The following is a 24,320-nucleotide window of genomic DNA, read 5'->3' as shown; positions in this document are numbered from 1 at the left end:
GCCCTCCCGGGCGGCTGTTCAGGCGCGGGCGGCCCAACGCCGCTTGCCGGCGCGCTTGGCCTCGTACAAGGCCTCGTCGGCGCGGCGCAACAGGTCGGCCACCGTGGCGCCGGCGGCGGGCGCCACCGCGATGCCGACGCTGGCCGACACCGGCTGCCGCACACCGGGGTAGGGTTCCGACAGGGCGCGCACCAGTTTCTCGGCCACGGTGGCAGCGCCATCGGGCGCGGTGTCGCTGAGCAGCACCACGAACTCGTCGCCGCCCAGGCGCGCCGGCACGTCGGCCGAGCGCAGGCTGCCCACGATGCGCTGCGCCGCGATCTTCAGCACCTGATCGCCCATCGCATGGCCGTGGTGGTCGTTCACGCCCTTGAAGCCGTCCAGGTCCAGCGCCAGCAGCACGCGGCGCTGGCCGTTGCGCTGGTCGTCGATCAGCTGCCGGTGGGCCAGCGCCTCGAACAGCAGCCGGTTGCTCAGGCCGGTCAGGGCATCGGTGTGCGCCAGGTGCTGGGCGTGGGCCAGCATCTTGGATGCCTGTTCCAGGACCTCGCCCACCGCATCGGCCTCCTTCAGGCCGGTGCGCGGCGCGGCCACCAGCTCGCCACGGCCCAGCGCCAGCGCAGGGCCGATCAGGCCCTGCACCGACCGCGTGAGCCGCCGCGCCCAGCCCAGCGCCACCAGCATGCCCAGGCCGATGGCCGCCGCCACACCCAGCGCCGCGATGGCGATGGAGCGATACAGCTGGCGGGTGACCTCCGCCTGCGGCGCGCCCACGGCCACGCTCCAATCGGCCACCATCGAGCGGCTGAAGGCGGTGATGACCTCGAAGCCCTCGTGCGTGCGGGCGTCGTACACGCCTTCACGGCGGCCCAGGATGGCCTCCACCAACTCGGGCTGCGCCGGGCTGCCGACGAAGCGCGCGTTGTCCAGCGAGCGGGCGATGATGGTGCCGTGCCCGTCCACCACGGTAGCGATCCAGTTCTCGGGCAGGTTGTGGCGGCGCAGCAGGCCGGCCACCCGCGCCGGCGACAGACCCACCGCCAGCGCCTGCACCACCTTGCCGTCGCGCCACACTGGCACCGCCACCGAAATCATCTGCTCCTTCGAGACCGAACTGGCGACAAGGCCGGTCACCGTCAGCTCGCCGCGGTCGAACACGCGCGCCAGGTCGGGGCCTACGCCCGCGCGCGGCAGCGGCGTGCCGTAAGGCTGCAGGGTGTTGAGCAGCTGGCGGCCGTCGCGCGCCATCAGCACGTAGTTGTCCACCAGACCCACCGCCAGTGCCTGGCTGGCGCGGTCGTGGAAATCGGCCAGGTGGCCGTTGACCAGCTCGCGGCTGGTGGCCAGCGATTCGAGCACCGCGCCGATGCGGCCGAGCTCACGGTCGATCTCGGCCACCGCGCCCTGGGCCAGCAGCAGTTCCTGGCGGTACAGGCGCTCGCGCTGCAGCCGGTAGTCCTGAACCAGCAGCAGGCCGGCGGCGATGGCGGCCGGCAGCACGCAGGCGGCCACCAGCGCCGCCAGCATCACCCGGATGGACCATGCGCGCGGCGTGGCTGCGGCAGGCAGCGTGTTCGCTTCACCCACGTTCGATCCACCGCATCGACACCTCCGGCATGCTGTCTCCCGCTCGGCCTATTGTGGTCCGTCCGACGACGCGTGCGCATCCCGCGCAATGGCAGCGTGTGCCGAACAGGCCGATCACGGCCGCCTGTATACCTCGCCACGGGCTGCGCTGTCCGCCGGCGCCCCGCTTCATCGCTTGTCCTACAGCCGGCGTCCGCCCGCGCTGTTAGCGTGCGGGCATTCAATCATCGAGAGGAGTTGCGCGATGGACGCACCGGTGCACGACCTGGGCGAATTGTTCAGCCAGCTGGGCCTGCCTTCCAGCCCCGAGGAGATCGAGCAGTTCATTGCCACCCACCGCGGCCTGCCGCCCGAGGTGCTGCTGAGCGAGGCGCCGTTCTGGTCGCCCGCGCAGGCGCAGTTCCTGAAGGAGGAATGGCGCGAGGACGCGGACTGGGCGCCGCTGGTGGACCAGCTCAACGTCCGCCTGCGTTGAGCGCCACGCCCGGCACGCCCGCCGCGATGGCGGCGGCGCGCACGCTGTTCCTGGAAGGCGTGGCGCATTACGAGGCCGGCCGCGCCGAAGAAGCCGTGCAGCGCTTCGAGGCGGCCCTGGCGCTGGCGCCCGGCCGCGTGTCGGTGCTCATCAACCTGGGCGCGGCACGCTTGAAGCTGGGCCGGCGCGAAGCCGCGATCGAGGCGCTGGACAGCGCGCTGGCGGCCGAGCCGCAGCATGCCGATGCTTGGCTGCACCGCGGCCTGGCCGCCGGCGAACTGGGCCGCCACGAAGAAGCGCTGGCCAGCTTCGACCGTGCGCTGGCGCTGGACGCCGGCAGCGGCACCGCGCAGTTCTACCGCGCGATGAGCCTGAGCCACCTGCGGCGCCATGCCGAGGCGCTGGACACGCTGGACCGCCTGCTGCAGCACCAGCCGCAACGTGCCACCGCCTGGCTGCTGCAGGCGCAGACGCTGCAGATGCTGAACCGCCATGCCGAGGCCCTGCCCGCCTACCGGCGCGCGGTGGCCGCCGACCCGCAGCTGGGCGCCGCCTGGAGCCAGCTGGGCCAGCTGCTCAAGGACCTGGGCCAGCGCGACGAAGCCCGCGCCGCCTTCGAGCGTGCGCTGGCCGCCGGCGACGACCCGGCCACCAACCGCTACTTCCTGGCCGCGCTGGGCCACGGCCCGGCGCCCGAGACGGCGCCGGCGCATTACGTGCGCGCGCTGTTCGATGGTTATGCCGACGACTTCGAGCCCCACCTGCTGGAGGTGCTGCGCTACCGCGCCCATGAAGACGTGGCCGCCGCCGCGCTGGCCGCCTGGCAGGCAGGACAGCCGCCCGGCATGCCGCCGGACTGGGCGCTGGACCTGGGCTGTGGCACCGGCCTGTGCGGCGCGCGCCTGAAGCCGCCCGCCCGCCACCTGGAGGGCGTGGACCTGTCGCAGACCATGATCCACGCCGCCCGCGCGCGCGGCGTGTACGACACGCTGGCCCACGCCGACGTGGTGCAGCACCTGCAGGCCAGCGCCCGCCACTACGACCTCGTGGTGGCGGCCGACACCTTCATCTACCTGGGCGACCTGGGCCCGCTGTTCGCGGCGCTGCGGCCGCGGCTGCGGCCCGGTTCGGTGCTGGCGTTTTCGGTGGAAACCGCCGAGGCGGGGCCGGATGACAGCGCGCCCGACTACCGCCTGAACGCGCAGCTGCGCTATGCCCACAGCCAGGCTTACCTGCAGCGGCTGGCCCGCCTGCATGGCCTGCTGGTGGTCAGTGCGGAACCGCGCGTGCTGCGTGAAGAGCAACGCCAGCCGGTGCGGGGCTGGATCGTCGCCATGAGGACCGACAACGGTGCATCACCCGTGAACTAGTGCACGCACAGCCGGTGAACCGGCGTATTTGCAATTCCGAAATTGCAAATATGAAACTCATCGACACCCTGCTCGGCCGCCCCACCCTGCCCCGGCTGATGGCTGACACAGGCGTGTGGCTGCGCCAGCGCGGCATCACCGCCTTCGACATCGAGCCGGTGCTGATGCAGCTCAGCCTGCAGCTGCCCGATGGCAGCCAGCACCGCATCCAGCTGGGCCGCCTGTGGCCACACTGGCAGCAGGCGCCCCGGCGTGCCCGCGCCCGCCTGCTGCACGACTACCTGCACGAGCTGCTGACCGCTGGCGAGCAGGTGCCCACCGACTACGCCAGCGCCCGCCCGCATCTGCGCCCGGTGCTGCGCACGCGCGACCAACTGGCCGCCGCCCAGCTGTCCGTGCCGGGGCAGGCGCCCGACGCGCCGCCGCTGGTGGCCCACCGGCCGTGGGTGGGCGACCTGATGGCCGCCCTGGTGATCGACCGACCGCAATCGATGATGTACGTGCAGCCAAGCCTGCTGAAAGCCTGGGGCGTGCCCTGGGAGCAGGCCTGGGACGACGCCATCGACAACCTGCGCAGCGCGTCGACCGCCGGGCGCTGGCAGGAACTGGTGCCCGGCGTGTGGCGCGGCCATTGGGACGATGCCTACGACAGCTCGCGCGCCCTGCTGCCGGAGGTGATGCACCGCGGCCCGGCGCGCCAGCCGCTGGTGCTGCTGCCCTTCCGCGAAGCGCTGCTGCTCACCTCTGCCGACGACCCCCAGGGGCCGCAGGCGATGCTGGCCTGGGCGCTGGCACAGCTGGACGGCCCGCTGCGCTGGCTGTCGCCCGAGCTGCTGCGCTTGCAGGCCAGGAGCTGGGCGCCGGAAGAAGCGGTCGACCCTGCCGCGCCGCTGCAGGCGATGCTGCGGCTGCGCTTTCGCGTGGCGGCCTACGACTGCCAGCAGCAGGCGCTGGCGCCGACACTGCCCGGGCTGCACGTGGGGGCCTGCCGCGTAGCGCAAGCGGAAGACGGCACGCTGGTGAACTACACCACCTGGGGCCAGGGCCAGGACACCTTGCTGCCCGAGGCCGACAACGTGCTGCTGATGTGGCAGGAAGCGGGCGAAGCCCGTCTGCTGTCGCTGCCCTGGGCAAGCCTGCAGGCGCACTTCGCCGATCTGCTGGAACCCACCACCCACCAGCCGCCGCGCTACCGCGTGCGCGGCTTTCCCGATGCGGCACGGCTGGCCGAGGTGGCGCAGGCCACTGCCACTGCCGGCACCGTCACACGCGCGCCTACGCTCCGCCTTGATGGATCTGCCGGCTGATCTGCGCCGCCGCCTGCACCAGCCGCGGCCCCAGGCGCAGCAGCAGCGAATGCGTGAGGTAGCTGCTGGGGCCGCCGATGGTCAGCGCCAGCGGCGGCCGGCCATCGCCCACCTCCACCGGCACGCCCACCGCGCTGATCTCGTGCTGCCAGTCCTGCTCTGACAGCACGTAGCCCTGATCCGCGTACTGCTGCAAGGCCGCGGCCAGCGCCCGTTGCTGGCGCGGCCACTGGTCGGGCTGGGCCTGGGCCAGGTGGGCGCACACGCCGTCACGCTCGGCCTCGGGCAGCGCACACAGCAGCGCGCGGCCCATCGCGGTGTCGGGCAGGGGCAGGCGCGCGCCCACGTCCAGCCCCAGCGTCAGGCGGCCGGCACCGCGGCAGTGGGCCACGTACACCATCTGCAGCTGGTGGCGCAGGCCCATGGACACGGCGGCTTCCACCTCGTCGGCCAGCGCCTGCATCACCGGCCGCGCGATGCGCGCGATGTCGAAATTGCTGAGCATGCTGAAACCCAGCGCCAGCACGCCGCCCGCCAGCGCATAGTGGCCACTGTCGGCCTGGTGGCGCAGGTAGCCCAGATGCACCAGCGTGAAGGTGAGCCGCGACACCGTGGCCTGCGGCAGCCCGGTGCGGCGCGCGATCTCCTGGTGCGAGAGCCAGCGGTCTTGCGGCTTGAAGCAGCGCAGCACCTCCAGCCCGCGGGCCAGGGCGGTGACATAGCGCCGGTCTTCCTCGGCAGGTGTGTCGGTGTCGGTCAGGCGGCGGCGGCTCATGTGCTCATCTTAATCCGCCTTGCGGAATATGAGTCGCACTGCTTGTGTCCGAAGCTGTCGCCCCGGTGACATGCGCTGCGGGTTAACTCCGCGTTTACACCGGTGGCGTGCCGGCACTACGATGGCCCACAGGCTCGGTCTTGTTTTCTGCCTTGCGGAATACGGCCAGCCCACACAACAGCGCCAGCACGGCGCGACACAGGAGACGACAGGTGAAGCAGTACCCCCCTGGCCCGGCGCTGTGCGCCACCCCGCTCGCCCTCGCGATCATGCTGCTGGCCGGCTGCGGCAGCAACGGCAGTGACGATCCCCCGGTGCAGATCAAGACCTTGTCCACCCGCGCCGACCTGGTGACCGACGGCGACGCGATGGTGGAGATCGTGCTGCCCTCGGGCGCCCAGGCCGACGGCCTGAAGGTGGAGGTGGGCGGCCGTGACGTGAGCAGCGCCTTCGCGCTGCGCAATGGCCGCCTCACCGGCCTGGTGACCGGCCTGGCCGCGGGCGAGAACACCCTGGTGGCCAGCACCCGCAATGCCAGCGCCGCCGAGCTGAAGATCACCAACACCGGTCGTGGCGGCCCGATCATCTCGGGCCCGCAGACGGTGCCTTACGTGTGCGCCACGCCGGTACCGCAGGCGGCCACGGGCACCCTGCCCGCCACCCATGCCAGCGGCCTGGGCACCGCGGCGGTGGATGCGCAGTGCAACATCGCCACCGAATACAAGCTGTACTACAAGACCACGGCGGCCAGCTGCAGCTTCGCGCTGCCCGACCCGTCGCCCAACGTGCCGTTCGACAGCACCACGCCGCCCACCACGGCCACGCCGCCGGCCAACCCCTGCTTCAAGCCCTATACGGTGGGCAGCACGCCGGCTGACCTGGCCACCACCACCACCGACAGCGGCGCCACCGTGCCCTACATCGTGCGGGTGGAGCGCGGCACCATGAACCGCGGCATCTACGACATCGCGGTGCTGTTCGACCCCGCCAAGCCCTGGACGCCGGTGGAGCCGCAGGCGCAATGGAACGGCAAGGTGCTGTACCAGTTCGGCGCCAGCACCGGCCAGCCGCGCCGGCAGTTCCGCCCCGCCACCGCCTGGACCGACGACAAGTCGCTGTCGCGCGGCTTCATGGTGGTGGCCAACAGCCTGACCGACTCGCTGCAGAACTCCAACCGGGTGATGATGACCGAGACGGTCATGATGATGAAGGAGCACATCAGCGACAGCTACGGCGCCATCAAGTACACGATGGGCAGCGGCTGCTCGGGCGGCTCGATCAACGCCAACATGAACGCGTCCATCGCCCCGGGGCTGCTGGATGGCATGACCATCTCCTGCGCCTACCCCGACTCGGAATCGACGCTGCTGGAAGTCAACGACTGCGTGCTGCTGGTCGAGGCCTACCAGAAGCCCGCCTGGCTGAACCTGATGACCACCGCCGGCCTGACGCCTGCGCAGGCCAATGCGAAGAAGGCGGCCATCAATGGTCACCGCGACCAGACCGGCTGCCATGCCTGGTTCAACCGCTTCGGCACCAATGCGCAGGTCGGCAACTACTTCGCGCGCACCGTGGTGGACAACACCACCGGCGCCATCAACCAGGCCAGCACGCTGACCAACAACTGCCAGCTGCCCACCAGCCAGGTGTTCGACAAGACCAGCAACCCCAACGGCGCCCGCTGCAGCGCCTGGGACTGGGCCACCTCCATCTGGGGCAAGTCAGGTGACGGCAACCGCTCGCGCGAAACGCGCGACAACACCGGTGTGCAGTACGGCCTGAAGGCGCTGATGGATGGCGCCATCACCGGCGAAGAGTTCGTCACGCTCAACGAGATCGTCGGCGGCGTGGACAAGGACTCGCAGCTGGTGGCCGCCCGCTCGCAGGCCGACACCACCGCGCTGGACATCGCGTACAAGGCCGGCATCGTGATGAGCGGCCAGCAGCTGGCCAAGACGGCGGTGATCGACATGCGCGGCTACGACGATTCGCTGATCGACGTGCCGCCGGGCATCACCGCCTTCCCGCAGGCGCTGGTGGGCATCCACCACCAGTGGCGCAGCTTCAGCATCCGCGACCGGCTGGACAAGGCCAACGGCAACCACGACAACCAGGTGATCTGGCGCTTCGGCCGCAACGGCTTCACCCCCTCGGCCACCATGGCCACCAGCGCCTTCCTCACCATGGACGAGTGGCTGACCAAGGTGAAGGCCGACACCAGCACCGCCACCATCGAGCAAAAGCTGAAGGCCGCCAAGCCGGCCGGCGCCAGCGACCACTGCCTGCTGAGCACCGATGCCGCCCAGGCCACCAAGGTGACCGACACCGCGGCCTGCGACGCCGACCCGTACCTGCGCAAGTCGGCCTCGCCGCGCCAGGTGGCCGGCGGCCCGCTGACCGAAGACGTGCTCAAGTGCCAGCTCAAGCCGGTGAACGCGGCCGACTACAACGGCCTGCTCAGCGCCGCGCAGCTCACGCGGCTGCAGGCGGTGTTCAGCACCGGCGTGTGCGACTGGAGCAAGCCCGGCGTTGGCCAGCAGCCGGCCGTCGGCTGGCTGACCTTCGCCGCCGGCCTGGGCGGCCAGCCGCTGCCGGCCGAGCCGGTGTCCCGCGCGAGGTAAGCCCTGCCCGCACACGACCTTCTTCCACCCCTGCCCCCGCCCGTGCGCGGGGGCCTGCCGGCAGCCGCCGGCTTTCCCGTTTCTTGCGACCCTGAAGGAGACCGCCCTTGAAGCCCACCCCCACCCCGACCGCCACCCCCGGTGCCCTGCGCCGCCGCACGCTGCTGGCCGCCGCCGGTGGCGCTGCCGCGCTGGCGCCCTTCGGCGCTGCGCGTGCGCAGGCCTACCCCAGCCGGCCGATCACGCTGATCGTGCCCTGGCCCGCCGGTGGCTCCACCGACCGCCACCACCGCCTGCTGGCCGAGCTGGCCAGCAAGCACCTGGGCCAGAACATCATCGTGCAGAACCAGCCGGGTGCCGGCGGCACGCTGGGCCCGGGCGCCATGGCGCTGACCGCCAAGCCCGACGGCTACACCATCTCGCAGTACCCGATGGGCATGCTGCGCATCCCGCACATGCAGAAGACGCAGTGGCATCCGCTGAACGACTTCACCTTCATCATGGGCACTTCGGGCTACACCTTCGGCTTCGTGGTGCGCAGCGATTCGCCCTACAAGACCTTCCAGGACTACGTGGCCGCGGCCCGCAAGGACCCGGGCAAGATCGACTACGGCTCCACCGGCATCGGCACCAGCCCGCACCTGCTGATGGAAGAGGTGGCCGAGGCCGCCAAGATCCAGCTGAACCACGTGCCCTTCAAGGGCAACGCCGACCAGATGCAGGCCTTGATCGGCGGCCATGTGATGGCGGCCAGCGACGCCACCGGCTGGGACAAGTTCGTCGACGCCGGCCAGATGCGGCTGCTGCTGACCTTCGGTGACAAGCGCACCAAGCGCTGGCCCGACGTGCCCACGGCCAAGGACCTGGGCTACGGCGTGGTGTCCACCTCGCCCTACGGCCTGGTGGGCCCCAAGGGCATGGACCCGGCAGTGGTCAAGACCATCCACGACGCCTTCAAGAAGGCGCTGGACGATCCCCGCCATGCCGAGGTGATGGCCCAGCTGAACCAGGAGGTGTGGTACCGCACCGGCGACGAATACCGCGCCTGGGCCACCGAGACCTTCGCCAAGGACAAGAAGCTGATCGAGAAGCTGGGTCTGGCCGCCAAGTGAGCCTGGCAACGGGCGGTGGCGTAAGCTTCCGCCCTGAAGTGCCTTCCTCCCTGCTTGAAACCTCCGCCTGCCCACCTGCGCTGAACGCCCAGGACGTGGCCCAGGCCCTGGCCGAGGCCCGCGCCGCGCGCGACCGGGCCGCCTTCGACGCCGGCCGCCACCATGCCCTGCGTGCCTGGCACAGCCCGGCCGCCGGCGCCGATGCGCGTGCCGAGGCCGGCGTGCTGCTGTCCTTCTGCCTCTACCGGCTGGGTGAGCTGCCCGGCCTGCTGGAGCTGGGCACGCAGACGCTGGCGCTGCTGCAGGCGCCGCAGCACGGCCCCTGGCGCGACGACCTGCTGCGCTGGGTGACGCTGGGCGCCTGCGAGCTGGGCCGCTTCGAGCTGGCCCTGGCCTGCGCGCAGGAGTGCTGCGCCCGCGCCCGCGCAAGCGACGAGCCGCGGCGCCAGGTGCCCGCCCTCACCGCGCTGGGCGCCTGCTTCGAACGCATGGGCGACCCGTGGCAGGCCGAGCGGCTGATGGGCGACGCGCTGGCCATCGCCCGCGTGCACGGCACGCCCTTCGACCGCATGCAGACGCTGAGCAACCTGTGTGCGGTGACCATCGGCGCCTACTACCTGCTGCGGGGCGTGGCCGGCGAGGCCGACGTGCAGGCGGTGCTGCAGCGCTCGCTGGCCTATGCGCGTGAGGCGGTGCAGATCGCCAGCGAAGCCGCCGATGCCGCCTTCGATGCGGTGATCTGGGGCAACCTGGGCGAGGTGCTGGTGCACCTGGGTCAGGCCGAAGAAGCCTGGGAATGGCTCACCGCCGCGCTGCTGCGTGCGCTGGAAGGCGGCCACCAGGCACAGGCCTGCCGCATCCGCTGCACCGTGGCCGAGCTGCACCTGCAGGCCGGCCGCCATGCGCAGGCCGCGGCAGCGCTGGGCCGGCTGCTGCAGGAAAGCAACCCCGGCATCACGGCCACGCTGGTGCGGGTGCACCATGGCCTGTACCGGGCTTTGAGGGCGCTGGGCGATGACCGCGGCGCACTGCAGCACTTCGAGTGTTATGCGCAGATCGAGCGGCGCCGGGCCATCAACCAGCTGCAGAGCCAGTCGCAGTTGCTGGTCACGCGGGTGGAGGTGGAACAGGCCCGTGTGCAGGCCGAACGGCTCCGCCGCGAGGCGCTGGCCGAACGCCAGCGGGCCGACGAGTTCGAATCACGCGCGCTGCGCGATGCCCTCACCGGCCTGGGCAACCGCCGCCAGCTGGACCGCAGCCTGCCCGGCATGCTGGACCAGGCGGTGCGCGGTGGCGGCCCGATGGCGCTGGCGATGCTGGACGTGGACCACTTCAAGGGCGTGAACGACCGCTTCGGCCATGCGCTGGGCGACCGCGTGCTGGTGGCGCTGGCGCAGATGCTGCGCGAGCACATCCGCAGCGAAGACGTGGCGGTGCGCATCGGCGGCGAAGAGTTTCTGCTGGTACTGCCCGGCACCGGCGCCGAGGCCGCGCTGGAAGTGTGCGAGCGCCTGCGCCGCCAGGTAGCCGGCCACGACTGGTCGGCGCTGGCGCCCGGCTTCTCGGGCGTGACGGTGAGCATCGGCCTGGCGCATGCACCGCCGTACGAACGGCAATCGCTGTTCGAGCAGGCGGACCGGGCGCTGTACTGGGCCAAGGGCGAAGGCCGCAACCGCGTCAAACTTGCCTAGCTTCGGGCGCGGCACGCGCTCACTGCACCGCGATCGTCCGGCTGCGGCTGCTTTCGCGCTTGGGCAGCGTGAGGTGCAGCACGCCGTCCTGCAGCCGGGCCACCACGCGGCCGGCGTCCACCTCGTGGGCCAGCGAGAAGCCGCGCGACACGCGGCCCAGGCTGGTTTCCCGCAGCAGCACGCGGCCCTCGGCGCGCGGCTCGGTGGTCTCGCTGCGCACCTCGGCCGCGATGGAGACGAAGCTGCCGTCGATGGTGATGCTGATGTCTTCCTTGCGGGCACCGGGAATCTCGGCCCGCACCTCGTAGTCGCGCTCGTGCTCGGTCAGGTCGAGCCGGATCTGCGGCGGCAGCGCATCCGCCAGCCCGGGTGAATGGGACAGCCGGCGCAGCAGGTCGGGCAGCAGCAGGGTCAGGGCATCGGGTCGGTGAGGGGTGTTCATGGTCGCCTCCGGACCAGGCAGTCAAGGGTGCGGGCAAGTCTAGAAACCGCCCGCCGCGCCGCCTTGCGCTGCATCAAGGCCGTGGCTGCCCGGCCTGCGGACAACGGCCGGCAGGGTGTGCAAAAGCGCCCGATCAGCGCTCGGCGCGGTGGCAACGTCAGATGCATCCGAACGCGTCTTATGATGATTCCACCTCATGCGAACACCGGGTCTGCCATGACGCTCGTGCAATTGCGCCACCTGCTTTCACTGGCGGAAACCGGCTCCTTCACCCGCTCGGCCGAGGCCATGTTCATCACCCAGCCGGCGCTCAGCCGCAGCGTGCAGGCGCTGGAGCGTGAGCTGGGCCAGCCGCTGTTCGACCGCGTGGGCCGCCGCAGCGAGCTGACGCCCTTCGGCCGCGAGGTGGTGCAGCGCGCCAAGCAGCTGGTGTTCGAGGCGGACGAACTGAGCGCCAGCGGCCGCCTGATGGTGGCGGGCAAGGCCGGCGTCATCCGCGTGGGGTTGGGCTCGGGCCCCGGTGCGCTGCTGATGACGCCGCTGCTCAAGACCATGGCCACGCGCTACCCCGGCACGCGGCTGGATATCGCGCGCGGCGACACCACGATGCTGGCGCAGCACCTGCGCGACCGCCGGCTCGATGCGCTGGTGATCGACGCCCGCTCGCTGGTGCCGGCGCCCGACCTGCGGGTGGACACGCTGGTGGAGATGCGCGGCGCCTTCCTCTGCCGGCCCGACCATCCGCTGACGCGCTGGAAGGGCACGCTCAAATTCGCGGCGCTGCGGCAGTTTCCGATCGCCTCCACACCGCTGAGCGACGAGGTGGCGCGCACGATGGTGGAGCGCTACGGCCCGCAGGCCCACCCCGGCGACTGCGTGACGCTGCAGTGCGAGGAGATCGCCGCGCTGGTGGACGTGGCCCGCCACAGCGACGCGGTGGTGCTGACCGTGCGCGCCGCCGCGCCCGCGCTGGTGGAACTGGACGTGCGGCCGGCGCTGAACATCAGCGCCCGCTTCGGCTTGGTGACGCTGGCCGGCCGCGCCCCGGCACCGGCGCTGCCGCTGGTGCGCCGGCTGGTCGAGCAGCTGATGCACGACTGAAGTCCGGCGCCGCTTGCATGCGCCCAATGCATGCAACTTCGCCCTTCAATGCATTGGACGCAGGCTGCTGCGCTGCCTACATTGCCGCGGTCGCCGCCCGCCCGGGCGGCCCTTCGACCCGGACCGACGACGATGAACACCCTGCTGGCCACCATGACCGACCAGGCGCCCGAATTCGTGCAGCTGCGCCGCGACATCCACCGCCACCCGGAGCTGGCCTTCGACGAGCACCGCACCGCCGCCCTGGTGGCCGAGCGGCTGCAGGCCTGGGGTTATGAGGTCACGCGCGGCCTGGGCGGCACCGGCGTGGTGGGCAGGCTGGTGCGCGGCACCGGCGGCCGGCGGCTGGGCCTGCGCGCCGACATGGACGCGCTGCCGGTGCAGGAAGACAACGGCACCGCCTGGGCCAGCAGCCGGCCCGGCCTGATGCATGCCTGCGGCCACGACGGTCACACCGCGATGCTGCTGGCCGCCGCCCACCGGCTGGCCCGCGACGGCCGCTTCAGCGGCACGCTGCACCTGATCTTCCAGCCCGCCGAAGAAGGCGGCGGCGGCGCGCTGCGCATGATGGCCGACGGCCTGTTCGAGCGCTTTCCGTGCGACGCGGTGTTCGCGATGCACAACATGCCCGGCGTGCCGCAGGGCCGCCTGGTGCTGCGCGACGGGGCCATGCTGGCCTCCAGCGACTACGCCACCGTGACGCTGCATGGCAAGGGCGGCCACGGCGGGCTGCCGCAGCACACAGCCGACCCCATCGTCGCCGCCGCCAGCCTGGTGATGGCATTGCAGACGGTGGTGGGCCGTAACGTCGACCCGCTGCAGGCCGCGGTGGTGACGGTGGGGGCGCTGCAAGCGGGCGAGGCCAACAACGTGATCCCGGCCCAGGCGCGGCTGGAGCTGAGCATGCGCGCGCTGGACCGCGGCGTGCGCCAGCTGGTGGAGCAGCGGGTGCGTGCGCTGGTGCAGGCGCAGGCCGAGGGCTTCGGCCTGCGGGCCGAGATTGACTGGCGCCCCGGCTATGCGGTGCTGGTCAACAGCCCCGCCGAAACCGCGCTCGCCCGCGAGGTGGCCATCGAACTGCTGGGCGCCGAGCGGGTGACGGCACACGGCCCGCAGCTCACCGGCAGCGAGGACTTCGCCTTCATGCTGGAACGCGTGCCGGGCAGCTACCTGATGATCGGCAACGGCCGCGCCGCCGAAGAGGGCGGCGAGGGCGACGACGGCGGCGACGGCGCACCGCTGCGCTGCACCTGCATGGTCCACCACCCGGGCTACGACTTCAACGACGACAACGTGGCCGTCGGCAGCGCCTACTGGGTGGCACTGGCCGAACGCTTCCTTTCGGCGGCTCAGCCGCCGCTGGGCATGAACAGCACGGCCACCGGCAGGTCGGCCAGTGCCTTGTCCAGCGCCAGCCCGTCGTAACCCAGCGCCACGGTGCGGCCGGTCAGCACTTCGGTGGCCTGCTGGCCCTGCTTCAGCCGCCGCGCCATGGCGGCCGGCCAGGCGATCTGCGTGTCGGCCCAGGCGCTGCCGGTGGGCCACTGCCCGCGCTCGAAGGCCTGCGCGAACTTGCGGCCGGCCACCACCACCAGCATGCCTTCGCTGCCGCAGCGGGCCAGCGCGATGGCCTGGTTGCGGCGGCTGCCGGTCACGCGCAGCGGCTGGTAGTTGCCGTCGGTGAAGAGCGCCGGATGCTGCTCACGCAGCTGCAGCAGCCGCCACAGGCACCAGAGCTTGAGCCGGCCGTCGGCGGGCGTGGTGCCCAGCTCGGCCAGCAGCTCGCGCACCGGGGTGCCGGCCTGCTGCGCCGCCTCGAAGCCGGCCAGCAGCGCCTCGCGCTGCGCATAGTCCACCGGCGTGCGGTTGTCCGGGTCCACCAGCGTCAGCGGCATCAACTCCGAGCCCTGGTACAGGTCGGGCACGCCGGGCGACACCAGCTTGAGCACCGTCGCGCTCACGCTGTTGAGGGCGCCGTACCAGGCCAGCTCGGCCGCACGCTGGCGCAGCTCGGTCAGCGCCGGATTGGGCTGCAGCCGGCCCAGCACACCGCCGATGAAGCGCTTGAGTGCGGCCTCATACCCTTCGTGCGGCCGCGTCCAGCTGGTGCGCTGCTTGCCTTCACGGGTGGCCTTGATCATGTAGGCCTCGATGCGCTCGCGGTAGGCCGCCAGCTGCGCCTCGTCCAGCGGATCGGGCGGCAGGCTGCCCAGCAGCGTCTGGTACAGCAGGTAGTCGTCGGAGGGCGTCGGTGCCGGCTTGCCGTCCACCTGGCTGCGCAGGCCGCGGGTGGCCTCGCGCCAGCGGCGCAGGCCCAGGCGCCAGGCGGCGGGCTGCTCCGACAGCACGTTGATGCGCTGGCGCACGTCTTCGGCGCGCTTGTTGTCGTGGGTGCTGCTGGCCAGCATGGTGTGCGGCCAGTGGCGCGCCCGGTCGGCGCTGGCGCCGTGGAAAGCCGCGGCCGACATGCCGAACACCGCCGGCTCGCCGCCCACCTCGTTGAGCGAGATCAGCCGGTGGTAGCGGTAGAAGGCCGTGTCTTCCACGCCCTTGGCCGCCACCGGCGCGCAGAACTGCTGGAAGCGGTGCACGAAGCGGCGCAGCAAGGCCTCGGTGGCTGCGCCATGCAGGCCCGGCGGCGGGTCCAGCAGCAGGCAGCGGCGCAGGAACTCGAACACGCTGTCGTCGGCGATGTCGGTGTGGCGCATCGCGTCGGCCACCGCCCAGTCGATGAAGCGGCGGTCCTGCGCACTGGGCGCGTCGATCACATAGGTGCGGTACACCGGCATGCTGGCCGCCACCTGGGCCAGCGCCTCGCGCAGCGTGTTGAAGCCGAAGTCGCGCGTGCTGCGGTGGGCCTGGCCCACGCGGTGCAGCGCCTGCGCCAGCAGCGTCAGGTCCGAGGCCAGCGCACCGCGGGCCACGGCCAGCTTGGCCTCGCGCACGATCTCTTCATAGTCCTGCCCCACCTCGGCGAAGTCGCGCCACAGCCGCTCCAGCCGGGCGGCGTTCCTGCGCTCGACGAACAGGCCGTTGATGACGTTGGCAAAGCGGTAGCCGGTGGTGCCGTGCAGCGCCCAGTCGGTCGGCACGTCTTCGTGCGCGGCGGCGATCTTCTCGGCCGCCACGTACAGCGGCCACTGCCGCTCGGCGGCGGCGTGCTGCATCAGCGCCTCCACCTCGCCGGGCCGGCTGCGCGCGAGAAAGCCCTGCTGCAGCCGCTCGAAGTACTGCCGCGGGTCCAGCAGGCCGTCGGGGTGGTCGATGCGCAGGCCGTCGACGATCCCGGCGGCCGCCATGTCCAGCGCGCGGCCATGGATGGCTTCGAACACGGCCGGGTCTTCCACCCGCATCGCGGCCAGTTCGTTCACTTCGAAGAAGCGGCGGTAGTTGATCTCGTCGGCCGCCACCCGCCACCAGGCCAGGCGGTAGGCCTGGCGGTCGTGCAGTGCATCCAGCGCGTCGTGGTCAGGCGCCTCGTTGAGCGTGGCCAGCACCTGGTCCAGCACCTGGCGCACCTCGTCGTCGGCCAAGGCCTCTGCCAGCGCGGCCTGCAGGCGCGGCACCGCGGCCTGGCGCTCGGCGCGGCGCGTGGTGTCGGCATCGTCGTGCGCGGGCAGCGCAGCCGATTCCTTGCTGAGCCGCTGCAGGGCCAGCCGCCCGGGCTCGCCGGAGGGCAGCTCTTCCACCACCCGTTGCAGCACCTTGGCATAGCTGCGCGGGTCCAGCGGAAACAGATGCTCGTGGTAGCGGATCACCAGCCGCCCGTCGGCATAGGCCAGCTTCAGCTCGCCCCGGTCGAGCACGGCGCCATAGGCATCGCCCAGCACCGGCACCAGCACCTTGCCACGCAGCGTGCGGTTGGGCGGCGACCAGTCGATGTCGAAATGACTGGCGTAGCGCGAGGCCTGGCCGTTTTCCAGCAGGTCCAGCCACCAGGGGTTGTCGGCGCCGAACACGCCCATGTGGTTGGGCACCATGTCCAGCAGCAGGCCCAGGCCGTGCTGGCGCACCGCGGCGGCCAGGCGGTCGAAGCCCTCGTCGCCGCCCAGTTCGGGGTTGATCTCGTGGTGGGCCACCACGTCGTAGCCGTGCAGGCTGCCGGGGCGCGCCCGCCAGATGGGCGAGCAGTACACATGGCTGATGCCCAGCCGCTTCAGGTAGGGCAGCACCGCGATCGCGGCATCGAAGCCGAAGTCCTTGTGCAGCTGAAGGCGGTAGGTGGCACGCGGAATGCGTGCGGCGGGCAGGCGAGACGGTTCGGCAGGGGCGGTGTGGTCGGGCATCGGGGAAAGGGTCACTGGCCGGCGGCGCGCAGCGCGGGTTCGAAGGACACCAGGGCGCCGGGGCCGTCGAAGTGGCAGGCGCCCTCCTCCAGCCGGGCGGCCTGCAGGTGCAGCGCTTGTTCGTCGGGCCCCAAGGGCAGGCGGGCAGGGCCATCGCCCAGCTGTGCACGCAGGTGCCAGCGGCTGCCGTCGTCGGCCTGCCAGTGCACGTGCAGCGCATCACCCTGCACGCCGTAGCGGCCGGCACCGCGCAGCTGCGGCACCAGCGGCCACAGGTGCTCACGCCGCAGCGCCAGCAGGCGGGTCACCAGCTGCAGCCGGCGTTGGCCGGCATCGCGGTGCAGCTCGGCCCAGCGCAGCGTGCTGGCGTCGAAGGTGCTCGCCGCATTGGGGTCGGGAATGCGCTCGCGCGCCTCGGGGTGCGAGAAGGCGGCAAAGCGCGCGAACTCGTTGCGTCGGCCGTCGGTCACCGCATGCGCCAGATCACCGGCGTGGTCGCAGAAGTAAAGGAAGGGCGTGGTGGCCGCGAACTCTTCGCCCATGAACAGCATCGGCACCTGCGGCGACAGCAGCAGCAGTGTCAGCAGCGCCTCCACCCGGGCGGCGGGCGCCAGCGCGTCCAGCCGCTCGCCCATCGCACGGTTGCCGATCTGGTCGTGGTTCTGCAGGAAGACGATGAAGGCCGTGGGCCGCAGGCCGGTGCTGGGCTCCCCGCGCCGCTCGCCATGCGCGAACGGGCTGGGCTGGCCCTGGAAGATGAAGCCTTCGGCCAGCGCCTGGGCCAGCTGGCGCACCGGCTGCTCGGCATAGTCGCTGTAGTAGCCATCGGTCTCGCCGGTGGCCACCACGTGGGCGGCGTGGTGCCAGTCGTCGTCCCACTGGGCCAGGCCGGCTTCGGCCGGCGCCTCGGCCGGCGGCGTGAGCATGCGCACCGAATTGCGCTCGTTCTCAAGCACCAGGTGCACATGGCGGTGGCGGCCGGGGCCGTCGAGCAAGGCGGCGCCGACGTCCTGCACGATGTGGCGTTCCGAGGTGTCCACCAGCGCATGCACGGCGTCCAGCCGCAGGCCGTCCAGGCCGCACTCGCCCACCCAGTACAGCGCGTTCTCGATGAAGAAGCGGCGGACCGGCGCGTTGTGTTCACCGTCGAAGTTGATGGCCGAGCCCCAGGGCGTGTGGTGTTCGGGGTTCACCAGCTCGGGGCAGTAGGCGGCCATGTAGTTGCCATCCGGGCCGAAGTGGTTGTAGACCACGTCCAGCAGCACCATCAGGCCCAGCGCATGGGCGGCGTCCGTGAAGGCGCGCAGGTCTTCCGGGCGGCCATAGGCCGGGTGCACCGCGAAGGGCAGCACACCGTCGTAACCCCAGCCGCGCTGGCCCGGAAAGGCCGCCAACGGCAGCAGTTCCACCGCGGTGATGCCGGCGGCCTGCAGCGCGGGCAGCCGCGCCGCCGCGGCGGCCAGCGTGCCTTCGGGCGTGAAGGTGCCCACATGCAGCTCGTAGACCACGGCCTCGTGCCAGGGCCGGCCGGCCCAGGCCGGGCCGGGTTGCGCCCGTGCGGCTGCCTCGACCACCTCGCTCGGGCCATGCACGCCCTGCGGGTTGCTGCGCGAGGCGGGGTCGGGCACCGCCAGGTCGTCACGCACGCGGAAGCGGTACAGCGTGCCGGGGCCGGCACCGGCCACGCGGGCCTGGTGGAAGCCGTCGCCATCGCGTTGCAGCGCATGGCGCTGCAGCACCTCGCCCTCGGCGTTCACGATCTCCAGCGTCACCTGCGGGGCGCTGGGCGCCCACAGGCTGAAGCGCGTGCTGTCGCCCTCGATCCGCGGGCCGAATCGCCAGCCCTCGCCCGGCACGTAGCCCCTCATGCAGCGGCCTTCGCAGCCGCGATGTGGCCGGGCGCCGCCGGCTTGGCCAGGCTGCTGGCGCCTCCTGCCGCAGACGGTGCCACCGGCTTGGCATTGGAGGTGGCCAGCACCGGCGTGCGGCTGCCGGTATGGCGGCGGAAGTAGCCCCGCGGCACCACCACGATGCCGCTCTCGCTGACATGGAAACGCTGGCTGTCGCGTTCGCGGTCGCCGCCGATCACCTCGCCGGCCGGGATGTCGTTGTCCTGGTCGATGATGGCCCGCGTGATGCGCGCGCCGCGGCCGATGGTGGTGCGCTCCATCACGATGCAGTGCGACAGCTGCGCGTCGTCGCACACGGTGACCGAGCTGCGCAGCATCGCGTGGTCCAGCCGCGCGTTGGTGACCACGCAGCCCGAGCCGACCACGGAGCGGTTGAGCACGCCGCTTTCGATCTGCGCGGATTCCGACGGGTCCTGGCTGGCATACACCGGCCAGCTGGGGTTGGTCATGCGAAAACGCGGCTTGGCGCCCAGGGTGTCGAAGTGGGCCTCGAAGTAGGCCTCGATGGTGCCTACGTCGCGCCAGTAGTGCGGGTCTTCGAAGTCGGCCAGACCCGGCACGTGGTTGGTGGTGAAGTCATAGGCCAGCACCCGGTGGCTCTTGGCCAGGCGCGGCAGGATGTCGCCGCCGAAATCGCGTTCACCGGCACGGTGGGCACGGCGCAGCTCGTCCAGCAGCACGTCGGTGGAAAAGATGTAGTTGCCCATCGAGGCCAGCGCATGCGTGGGCCGGCCGGGCATGGGGGCAGCCATCTTCGGCTTCTCGCGGAATTCGCGCACCATCAAGTCGGCGTCGGTTTCGACGATGCCGAACTGCGAGCACTTTTCCAGCGACACCGGCAGCGTGGCCACGCTCACGTCGGCATGGGCGGCGATGTGTGCATCCAGCATCTGGCGCACGTCCATGCGGTACACGTGGTCGGCACCGAACACGGCCACGTAGTCGGGGCGGTGAGTCTCGATCAGGTGCAGGTTCTGCCACACCGAATCGGCGGTGCCGCGGAACCACTCGGCGCCGTCGCGCATCTGCGGCGGCACCACGGTGATGAAGTGGTCGGGGATGAAGCGCGCCATCGTCCAGGACTGGCGCACGTGCTCGATCAAGGCCTGCGACTTGTACTGCACCAGCAGGTAGATGCTGTTGATGTCGCTGTTGACGAGGTTGCTCAGCACGAAGTCCACGACGCGATGCTTGCCGTTGAACGGCACGGACGGTTTGCACCGGTGCTGCGTCAAGGGAAACAGCCTGGAGCCTTCACCTCCCGCCATCACGAAGGCGAGCACCGAGGGTCTTCTTTGTTGCATTGCGCGTTCCTTACTACCGCCTGTTGCAGAAAGTGTCCCGGCCACATCGTCCGGGCGTCGTAGGACGGCGCCTCATGCCGCCGTCGGTGAGTGCGGGCTTCATGCGCCCGCCCCTGCCTGTCGACATGTCGCACCGGCTGCCCTGAAGTGCTGCAAACCTGGGAAGGCGGCCGGCGCTTCGAACGCGGGATCTCGGGCGGCACCCGCCGCGGGTGGCGCACCGGCGCGCAGGCGTTGCAGGCAGCGCAGCGTCGGGGCCGGGGATGCGTGGGGATACATGGCCGCGCGGGGGCAAGCGGCATGCCGCGCCGCCTGCAACAGCCGGGAACACGCGTTGCCCTTCGGCCCTGAGCCTGCCTGTGCTTACACACGAAAACATCCAAGAAGGACGCCCATGTCGACACCCTCCTCTCTTGCCCCCGACGGTCTCGTCCAGCGGCCCATCCGGCTGCACATCAACGGCCGCGCCACCCAGCTGCTGGTGGCGCCGTGGGTGACGCTGCTGGACCTGCTGCGCGACCATGCCGACCTCACCGGCACCAAGAAGGGCTGTGACCACGGCCAGTGCGGCGCCTGCACCGTGCTGCTGGACGGCAAGCGCATCAACAGCTGCCTGACGCTGGCCGTCTCGCACGATGGCGCCACCATCACCACCGTGGAAGGCCTGGCCGCCGAAGACGGCACGCTGCACCCGCTGCAGCAGGCCTTCATCGACCACGACGCCTTCCAGTGCGGCTACTGCACGCCGGGCCAGCTGTGCTCGGCGGTGGGTTTGATCAACGAAGGCGGCGCGCAGACCCCCGAGCAGCTGCGTGAGCTGATGAGCGGCAACCTCTGCCGCTGCGGCGCCTATCCGCAGATCGTGCAGGCGGTGTCCACGCAGGCGCTGCGCCCGCGCCCGCTGCCCGAATCGATGCCCGCCGAAAGGACGCAGCCATGAGCCCGTTCGAACACCTGATGCCCGACAGCGTGGACGCCGCGCTGGAAGGCCTGGGCCGCGCACCCGCCGCCCGCGCCGAAGGCGCCCGCTTCCTGGCCGGCGGCACCAACCTGCTCGACCTGATGAAGGCCGACCTGACCCGCCCGACCCGGCTGGTGGACGTGCACCGGCTGCCGCTGCAAGCCATCCAGGCCACGCCCGACGGCGGGCTGCAGCTGGGCGCGCTGGCCACCAACGCGGCCACCGCGGCCCACCCGCTGGTGCGTGATCGCTACCCGCTGCTGGCGGCCGCGTTGCTGGCCGGTGCCTCACCGCAGATCCGCAACATGGCCACCAACGGCGGCAACCTGTTGCAGCGCACGCGCTGCGCCTACTTCTACGACGCGCAGCTGCCCTGCAACAAGCGGCGCCCCGGCAGCGGCTGCCCCGCGCGTGAAGGCCTGGCACGCTCGCATGCCATCCTGGGTGCCAGCGATCAGTGCGTGGCCACCCACCCGTCGGACTTCTGCGTGGCGCTGCGGGCGCTGGATGCGACGGTGCACGTGCAATCGGCACGCGGCAGCCGCAGCATCCCGATGGCCGACTTCCACCGCCTGCCCGGTGACCGCCCGGACCTGGACACCGAGCTGCAACCCGATGAGCTGATCACCCATCTCAGCCTGCCGCCGGCGCCGGCCGGCTTCGCGCGCCACGCCACCTATCTGAAGCTGCGCGAGCGTGCCTCCTACGCGTTTGCGCTGGTGTCGGTGGCCGCGGCGCTGGACCTGGACGGCGACGGCCGCATCCGCCAGGCCCGCATCGCGCTGGGCGGCGTGGCGCACAAGCCCTGGCGCCTGCCCGAGGCCGAGGCCCTGCTGCAGGGCCGCGAGCCCGGCCCCGACGCTTTCGGCGAAGCCGCCGCCCGCCTGTTGCAGGGCGCGCAGGCGTGCGGCGCGCCGGGCATCGACAACGCCTTCAAGCTGCCGATGGCGCACCGCGCGGTGGTGCGGGCCCTGTCGCTGGCCACCGATGGCGAACTCACCAACACCGGGCCGCTCGCCGGCCTGGCCACTGCCGCTGCGCGCAGGGAGGATGCATGAACGACCGCTTCACCCCCGTCGACACCCCCTTTGCCGACCTGCTGGCGCTGCGCCCGCCGGTCAGCCTGGGCATGCCGCTGCCGCGGCTGGACGGCCCGGCCAAGGTGACCGGCCGCGCCCGCTATGCCGCCGAGCACCCGGCCGGCGACCTGCTGTACGGCGTGATCGTGGACACCCCGGTAGCGCGCGGCCGCATCGAGCGCATCGACGTGCGCCGCGCGATGGCGGTGCCCGGCGTGGTGGAGGTCATCACCCACGAGAACCGGCCGCGCATGCGCTCGCTGGACCTCTTCTACAAGGACATGACGGCGCCGGTCACCGGCTCGCCCTTCAAGCCGCTGCACGACGACCAGGTGCACTGCAGCGGCCAGCCGGTGGCGCTGGTGGTGGCCACCAGCTTCGAGGCCGCCCGCCATGCCGCCACGCTGGTGGAGGCGCAGGTGGCCGCCGAGCCGCACCAGACCGACCTGATGGCCGTGCGCGGCGAAGCGCGCGAGCCCAGCCCGCTGCGCGCCGGCTTCAAGCCGCCGCCCAAGCCGCGGGGCGATGCCGAGGCCGCCTATGCGCAGGCGCCGGTGCAGGTGGATGCCGAGTTCCACCACGGCGCCGAGCACCACAACCCGATGGAGCTGCACGGCAGCACGGTGATCTACGGCCGCAACCGCCACCTCACGGTGCACGACAAGACGCAGGGCTCTCAGAACGTGCGCTGGGTGCTGTCGCGGGTGTTCGGCCTGCCCAAGAGCCGGGTGACGGTGAAGAACGAGTTCGTGGGCGGCGCCTTCGGTTCGGGCCTGCGGCCGCAGCCCACGGTGCTGCTGGCCACGATGGCGGCGCTGAAACTGGAACGCTCGGTGCGCGTGGTGCTCACGCGCCAGCAGATGTTCAACTTCGGCCACCGGCCCGAGAGCTGGCAGCGGGTGAAGCTGGGCGCCGCGCCCGACGGCCAGCTGCTGGCACTGACGCACGACGCGGTGGGCGCCACCTCGCGCAAGGAAGACTACGTGGAGGTGGTGGTGAACTGGTCCAGCCAGCTCTACCGCAGCGAGGCGGCGCGGCTGGGCTACCAGCTGTCCGAGCTGGACCACTACAGCCCGATGGACATGCGCGCGCCCGGTGCCGCCCACGGCGTGCATGCCATCGAGGTGGCGATGGACGAGCTGGCCCACCGGCTGCAGATGGACCCGGTGGCCCTGCGCCTGAAGAACTACGCCGACCACGACTACAACGAGGACCTGCCCTTTTCCAGCAAGGAGCTGCGCGCCTGCTACCAGCAGGCGGCCGAACGCTTCGGCTGGGAAGGTCGGCCGCCCGCCCCGCGCTCGATGCGCCAGGGCCGCGAGCTGGTGGGCTGGGGCATGGCCAGCGGCACCTGGGACGCGATGCAGATGTTCGCCCGCGTGCATGCGCTGCTGCGGGCCGACGGCAAGCTGGTGCTGCGCACCGCGGCCAGCGACATCGGCACCGGCACCCTGACGGTGATGACGCAGATCGGCGCCGCGGCCATGGGCATGGCGATGGAGGACGTGCGCTTCGAGCTGGGGGACTCCAACCTGCCGGTGGCGCCGATCGAAGGTGGCTCCTCGCACGTGGCCACCATCGGCTCGGCGGTGCAAGGCGTGTGCGAGCGGCTGCAGCACAAGCTGTGGGAGCTGGCGCGCAAGCAGCCGCAGTCGCCCTTCGCCACCTGCCGCTTCCATGACGTGGGTTTCGCGCAGGGCTTCATGTTCCTGCGCTTCGAGCGCGACGTGACGGTGCGCCTGACCGACATCCTGGCCGCTGCCGGCCTGAAGGAGCTGGAAGAAAAGTACCTGATGCTGCCCGCCGTGCTCAAGCAGAAGAAGTACACGCGGGCGGTGCACTCGGCGGTGTTCTGCGAGGTGAAGGTGGACGAGGACTTCGGCACCGTGCGGGTCACCCGCATCGTCAGCGCCATCGCCGCCGGCCGCATCATGAACCGGCAGACCGCGCGCAGCCAGATCATCGGCGGCGTGGTGTGGGGCATCAGCCAGGCGCTGCATGAAGAGACGCAGGCCGACCACCGGCTGGGCCGCTTCATGAACCGCGACTTCGCGCAGTACCACGTGCCGGTGAATGCCGACATCCACGACATCGACGTGATCTTCGTGGAAGAGAACGACCGCATCGCCAGCCGGCTGGGGGCCAAGGGCGTGGGCGAGATCGGCCTGGTGGGCGTGGCCGCCGCGGTGTGCAACGCCATCCACCATGCCACCGGCCGCCGCATCTACAGCCTGCCGATGACGCCGGACAAGGTGATGGCCCCATGAGCGAGGGCGGCGTAGGCCAATGCTGACGGCAC

At 71.5% G+C, this 24,320-nt stretch carries 17 protein-coding genes; 11 read left to right on the top strand and 6 right to left on the bottom strand.

The features are described 5' to 3' along the window. Positions 1 to 18: 18 nt before the first annotated feature. Entirely contained in the window at positions 19 to 1,587 is a 1,569-nt protein-coding gene (locus MW290_RS10660; protein WP_310740073.1) for a sensor domain-containing diguanylate cyclase, read from the bottom strand. A 244-nt stretch (positions 1,588 to 1,831) separates the two neighbouring features. Between MW290_RS10660 and MW290_RS10655 the strand changes: the two genes are divergently transcribed. The 3 genes from MW290_RS10655 to MW290_RS10645 are packed head-to-tail and all read left to right on the top strand — an operon-like array spanning position 1,832 to position 4,739. Next, positions 1,832 to 2,062 carry a DUF2789 domain-containing protein gene (locus tag MW290_RS10655; protein ID WP_250194638.1) on the top strand — a complete coding sequence of 77 codons (231 nt, stop codon included), beginning with the start codon at positions 1,832 to 1,834 and terminating at the stop codon, positions 2,060 to 2,062. Then, positions 2,059 to 3,432, top strand: a complete 1,374-nt coding sequence (locus tag MW290_RS10650) for a tetratricopeptide repeat protein (protein WP_250194637.1) — start codon at positions 2,059 to 2,061, stop codon at positions 3,430 to 3,432. The genes MW290_RS10655 and MW290_RS10650 overlap by 4 nt, the downstream gene beginning before the upstream one ends. 50 nt (positions 3,433 to 3,482) lie before the next feature. Further along, the gene (locus MW290_RS10645) at positions 3,483 to 4,739 is read left to right on the top strand and encodes a DUF1444 domain-containing protein (RefSeq protein WP_250194636.1); all 1,257 of its coding nucleotides are present in this window, start codon (positions 3,483 to 3,485) and stop codon (positions 4,737 to 4,739) included. Here the strand turns inward: MW290_RS10645 and MW290_RS10640 are convergent. Next, positions 4,708 to 5,514 (bottom strand): IclR family transcriptional regulator, encoded by an 807-nt coding sequence (locus MW290_RS10640; protein ID WP_250194635.1) that lies wholly within the window; start codon positions 5,512 to 5,514, stop codon positions 4,708 to 4,710. The two genes, MW290_RS10645 and MW290_RS10640, sit on opposite strands and share 32 nt — an antisense overlap. Before the next feature lie 212 nt (positions 5,515 to 5,726). Between MW290_RS10640 and MW290_RS10635 the strand changes: the two genes are divergently transcribed. From MW290_RS10635 to MW290_RS10625, 3 genes are all read left to right on the top strand, one after another. Beyond that, positions 5,727 to 8,135, top strand: coding sequence for a DUF6351 family protein (locus tag MW290_RS10635; protein WP_250194634.1), 2,409 nt, complete (start codon positions 5,727 to 5,729; stop codon positions 8,133 to 8,135). A 107-nt stretch (positions 8,136 to 8,242) separates the two neighbouring features. Continuing rightward, positions 8,243 to 9,247 carry a tripartite tricarboxylate transporter substrate binding protein gene (locus tag MW290_RS10630; RefSeq protein WP_375142744.1) on the top strand — a complete coding sequence of 335 codons (1,005 nt, stop codon included), beginning with the start codon at positions 8,243 to 8,245 and terminating at the stop codon, positions 9,245 to 9,247. 38 nt (positions 9,248 to 9,285) lie between these two features. Next, the gene (locus tag MW290_RS10625) at positions 9,286 to 10,938 is read left to right on the top strand and encodes a tetratricopeptide repeat-containing diguanylate cyclase (RefSeq protein WP_250194633.1); all 1,653 of its coding nucleotides are present in this window, start codon (positions 9,286 to 9,288) and stop codon (positions 10,936 to 10,938) included. Positions 10,939 to 10,957: 19 nt separating this feature from the next. Here the strand turns inward: MW290_RS10625 and MW290_RS10620 are convergent, their stop codons facing one another. Next, a complete protein-coding gene (locus MW290_RS10620) occupies positions 10,958 to 11,380 on the bottom strand; it encodes an Hsp20/alpha crystallin family protein (protein ID WP_250194632.1) in 423 nt (140 codons plus the stop codon). 216 nt (positions 11,381 to 11,596) lie between these two features. On the opposite strand from MW290_RS10620, the gene MW290_RS10615 reads away from it, so the two are divergent. Beyond that, a complete protein-coding gene (locus tag MW290_RS10615; protein ID WP_250194631.1) occupies positions 11,597 to 12,481 on the top strand; it encodes a LysR family transcriptional regulator in 885 nt (294 codons plus the stop codon). 132 nt (positions 12,482 to 12,613) lie between these two features. Beyond that, on the top strand, positions 12,614 to 13,906 hold the full coding sequence (locus MW290_RS10610) for a M20 aminoacylase family protein (protein WP_250194630.1): 1,293 nt from the start codon (positions 12,614 to 12,616) through the stop codon (positions 13,904 to 13,906). On the opposite strand, the gene treY is transcribed toward MW290_RS10610, so the two are convergent. The 3 genes from treY to MW290_RS10595 are packed head-to-tail and all read right to left on the bottom strand — an operon-like array spanning position 13,831 to position 19,981. Next, the gene (gene treY / locus MW290_RS10605; RefSeq protein ID WP_250194629.1) at positions 13,831 to 16,767 is read right to left on the bottom strand and encodes a malto-oligosyltrehalose synthase; all 2,937 of its coding nucleotides are present in this window, start codon (positions 16,765 to 16,767) and stop codon (positions 13,831 to 13,833) included. The two genes, MW290_RS10610 and treY, sit on opposite strands and share 76 nt — an antisense overlap. 11 nt (positions 16,768 to 16,778) lie before the next feature. Next, entirely contained in the window at positions 16,779 to 18,635 is a 1,857-nt protein-coding gene (treZ, locus tag MW290_RS10600; RefSeq protein ID WP_250194628.1) for a malto-oligosyltrehalose trehalohydrolase, read from the bottom strand. Next, entirely contained in the window at positions 18,632 to 19,981 is a 1,350-nt protein-coding gene (locus MW290_RS10595) for a glucose-1-phosphate adenylyltransferase (protein ID WP_310740072.1), read from the bottom strand. Before MW290_RS10595 ends, treZ begins: the two co-directional genes overlap by 4 nt. Before the next feature lie 394 nt (positions 19,982 to 20,375). Here MW290_RS10595 and MW290_RS10590 point away from each other — a divergent pair, with 394 nt between their 5' ends. From MW290_RS10590 to MW290_RS10580, 3 genes are read left to right on the top strand one after another with little or no spacing between them, the layout of a single operon-like run. Continuing rightward, positions 20,376 to 20,921 carry a (2Fe-2S)-binding protein gene (locus MW290_RS10590; protein WP_250194627.1) on the top strand — a complete coding sequence of 182 codons (546 nt, stop codon included), beginning with the start codon at positions 20,376 to 20,378 and terminating at the stop codon, positions 20,919 to 20,921. Then, positions 20,918 to 22,000 (top strand): FAD binding domain-containing protein, encoded by a 1,083-nt coding sequence (locus MW290_RS10585; protein ID WP_250194626.1) that lies wholly within the window; start codon positions 20,918 to 20,920, stop codon positions 21,998 to 22,000. The genes MW290_RS10590 and MW290_RS10585 overlap by 4 nt, the downstream gene beginning before the upstream one ends. After that, positions 21,997 to 24,288, top strand: a complete 2,292-nt coding sequence (locus MW290_RS10580; protein ID WP_375142742.1) for a xanthine dehydrogenase family protein molybdopterin-binding subunit — start codon at positions 21,997 to 21,999, stop codon at positions 24,286 to 24,288. The genes MW290_RS10585 and MW290_RS10580 overlap by 4 nt, the downstream gene beginning before the upstream one ends. The last annotated feature ends 32 nt before the right edge of the window (positions 24,289 to 24,320 follow it).

Source organism: Aquincola tertiaricarbonis, from assembly GCF_023573145.1.
Taxonomy (GTDB): Bacteria; Pseudomonadota; Gammaproteobacteria; order Burkholderiales; family Burkholderiaceae_C; genus Aquincola; species Aquincola tertiaricarbonis_B.
The sequence above is the reverse complement of the archived record's forward strand: the minus strand, read 5'-3'. Positions and strand labels throughout refer to the sequence as shown.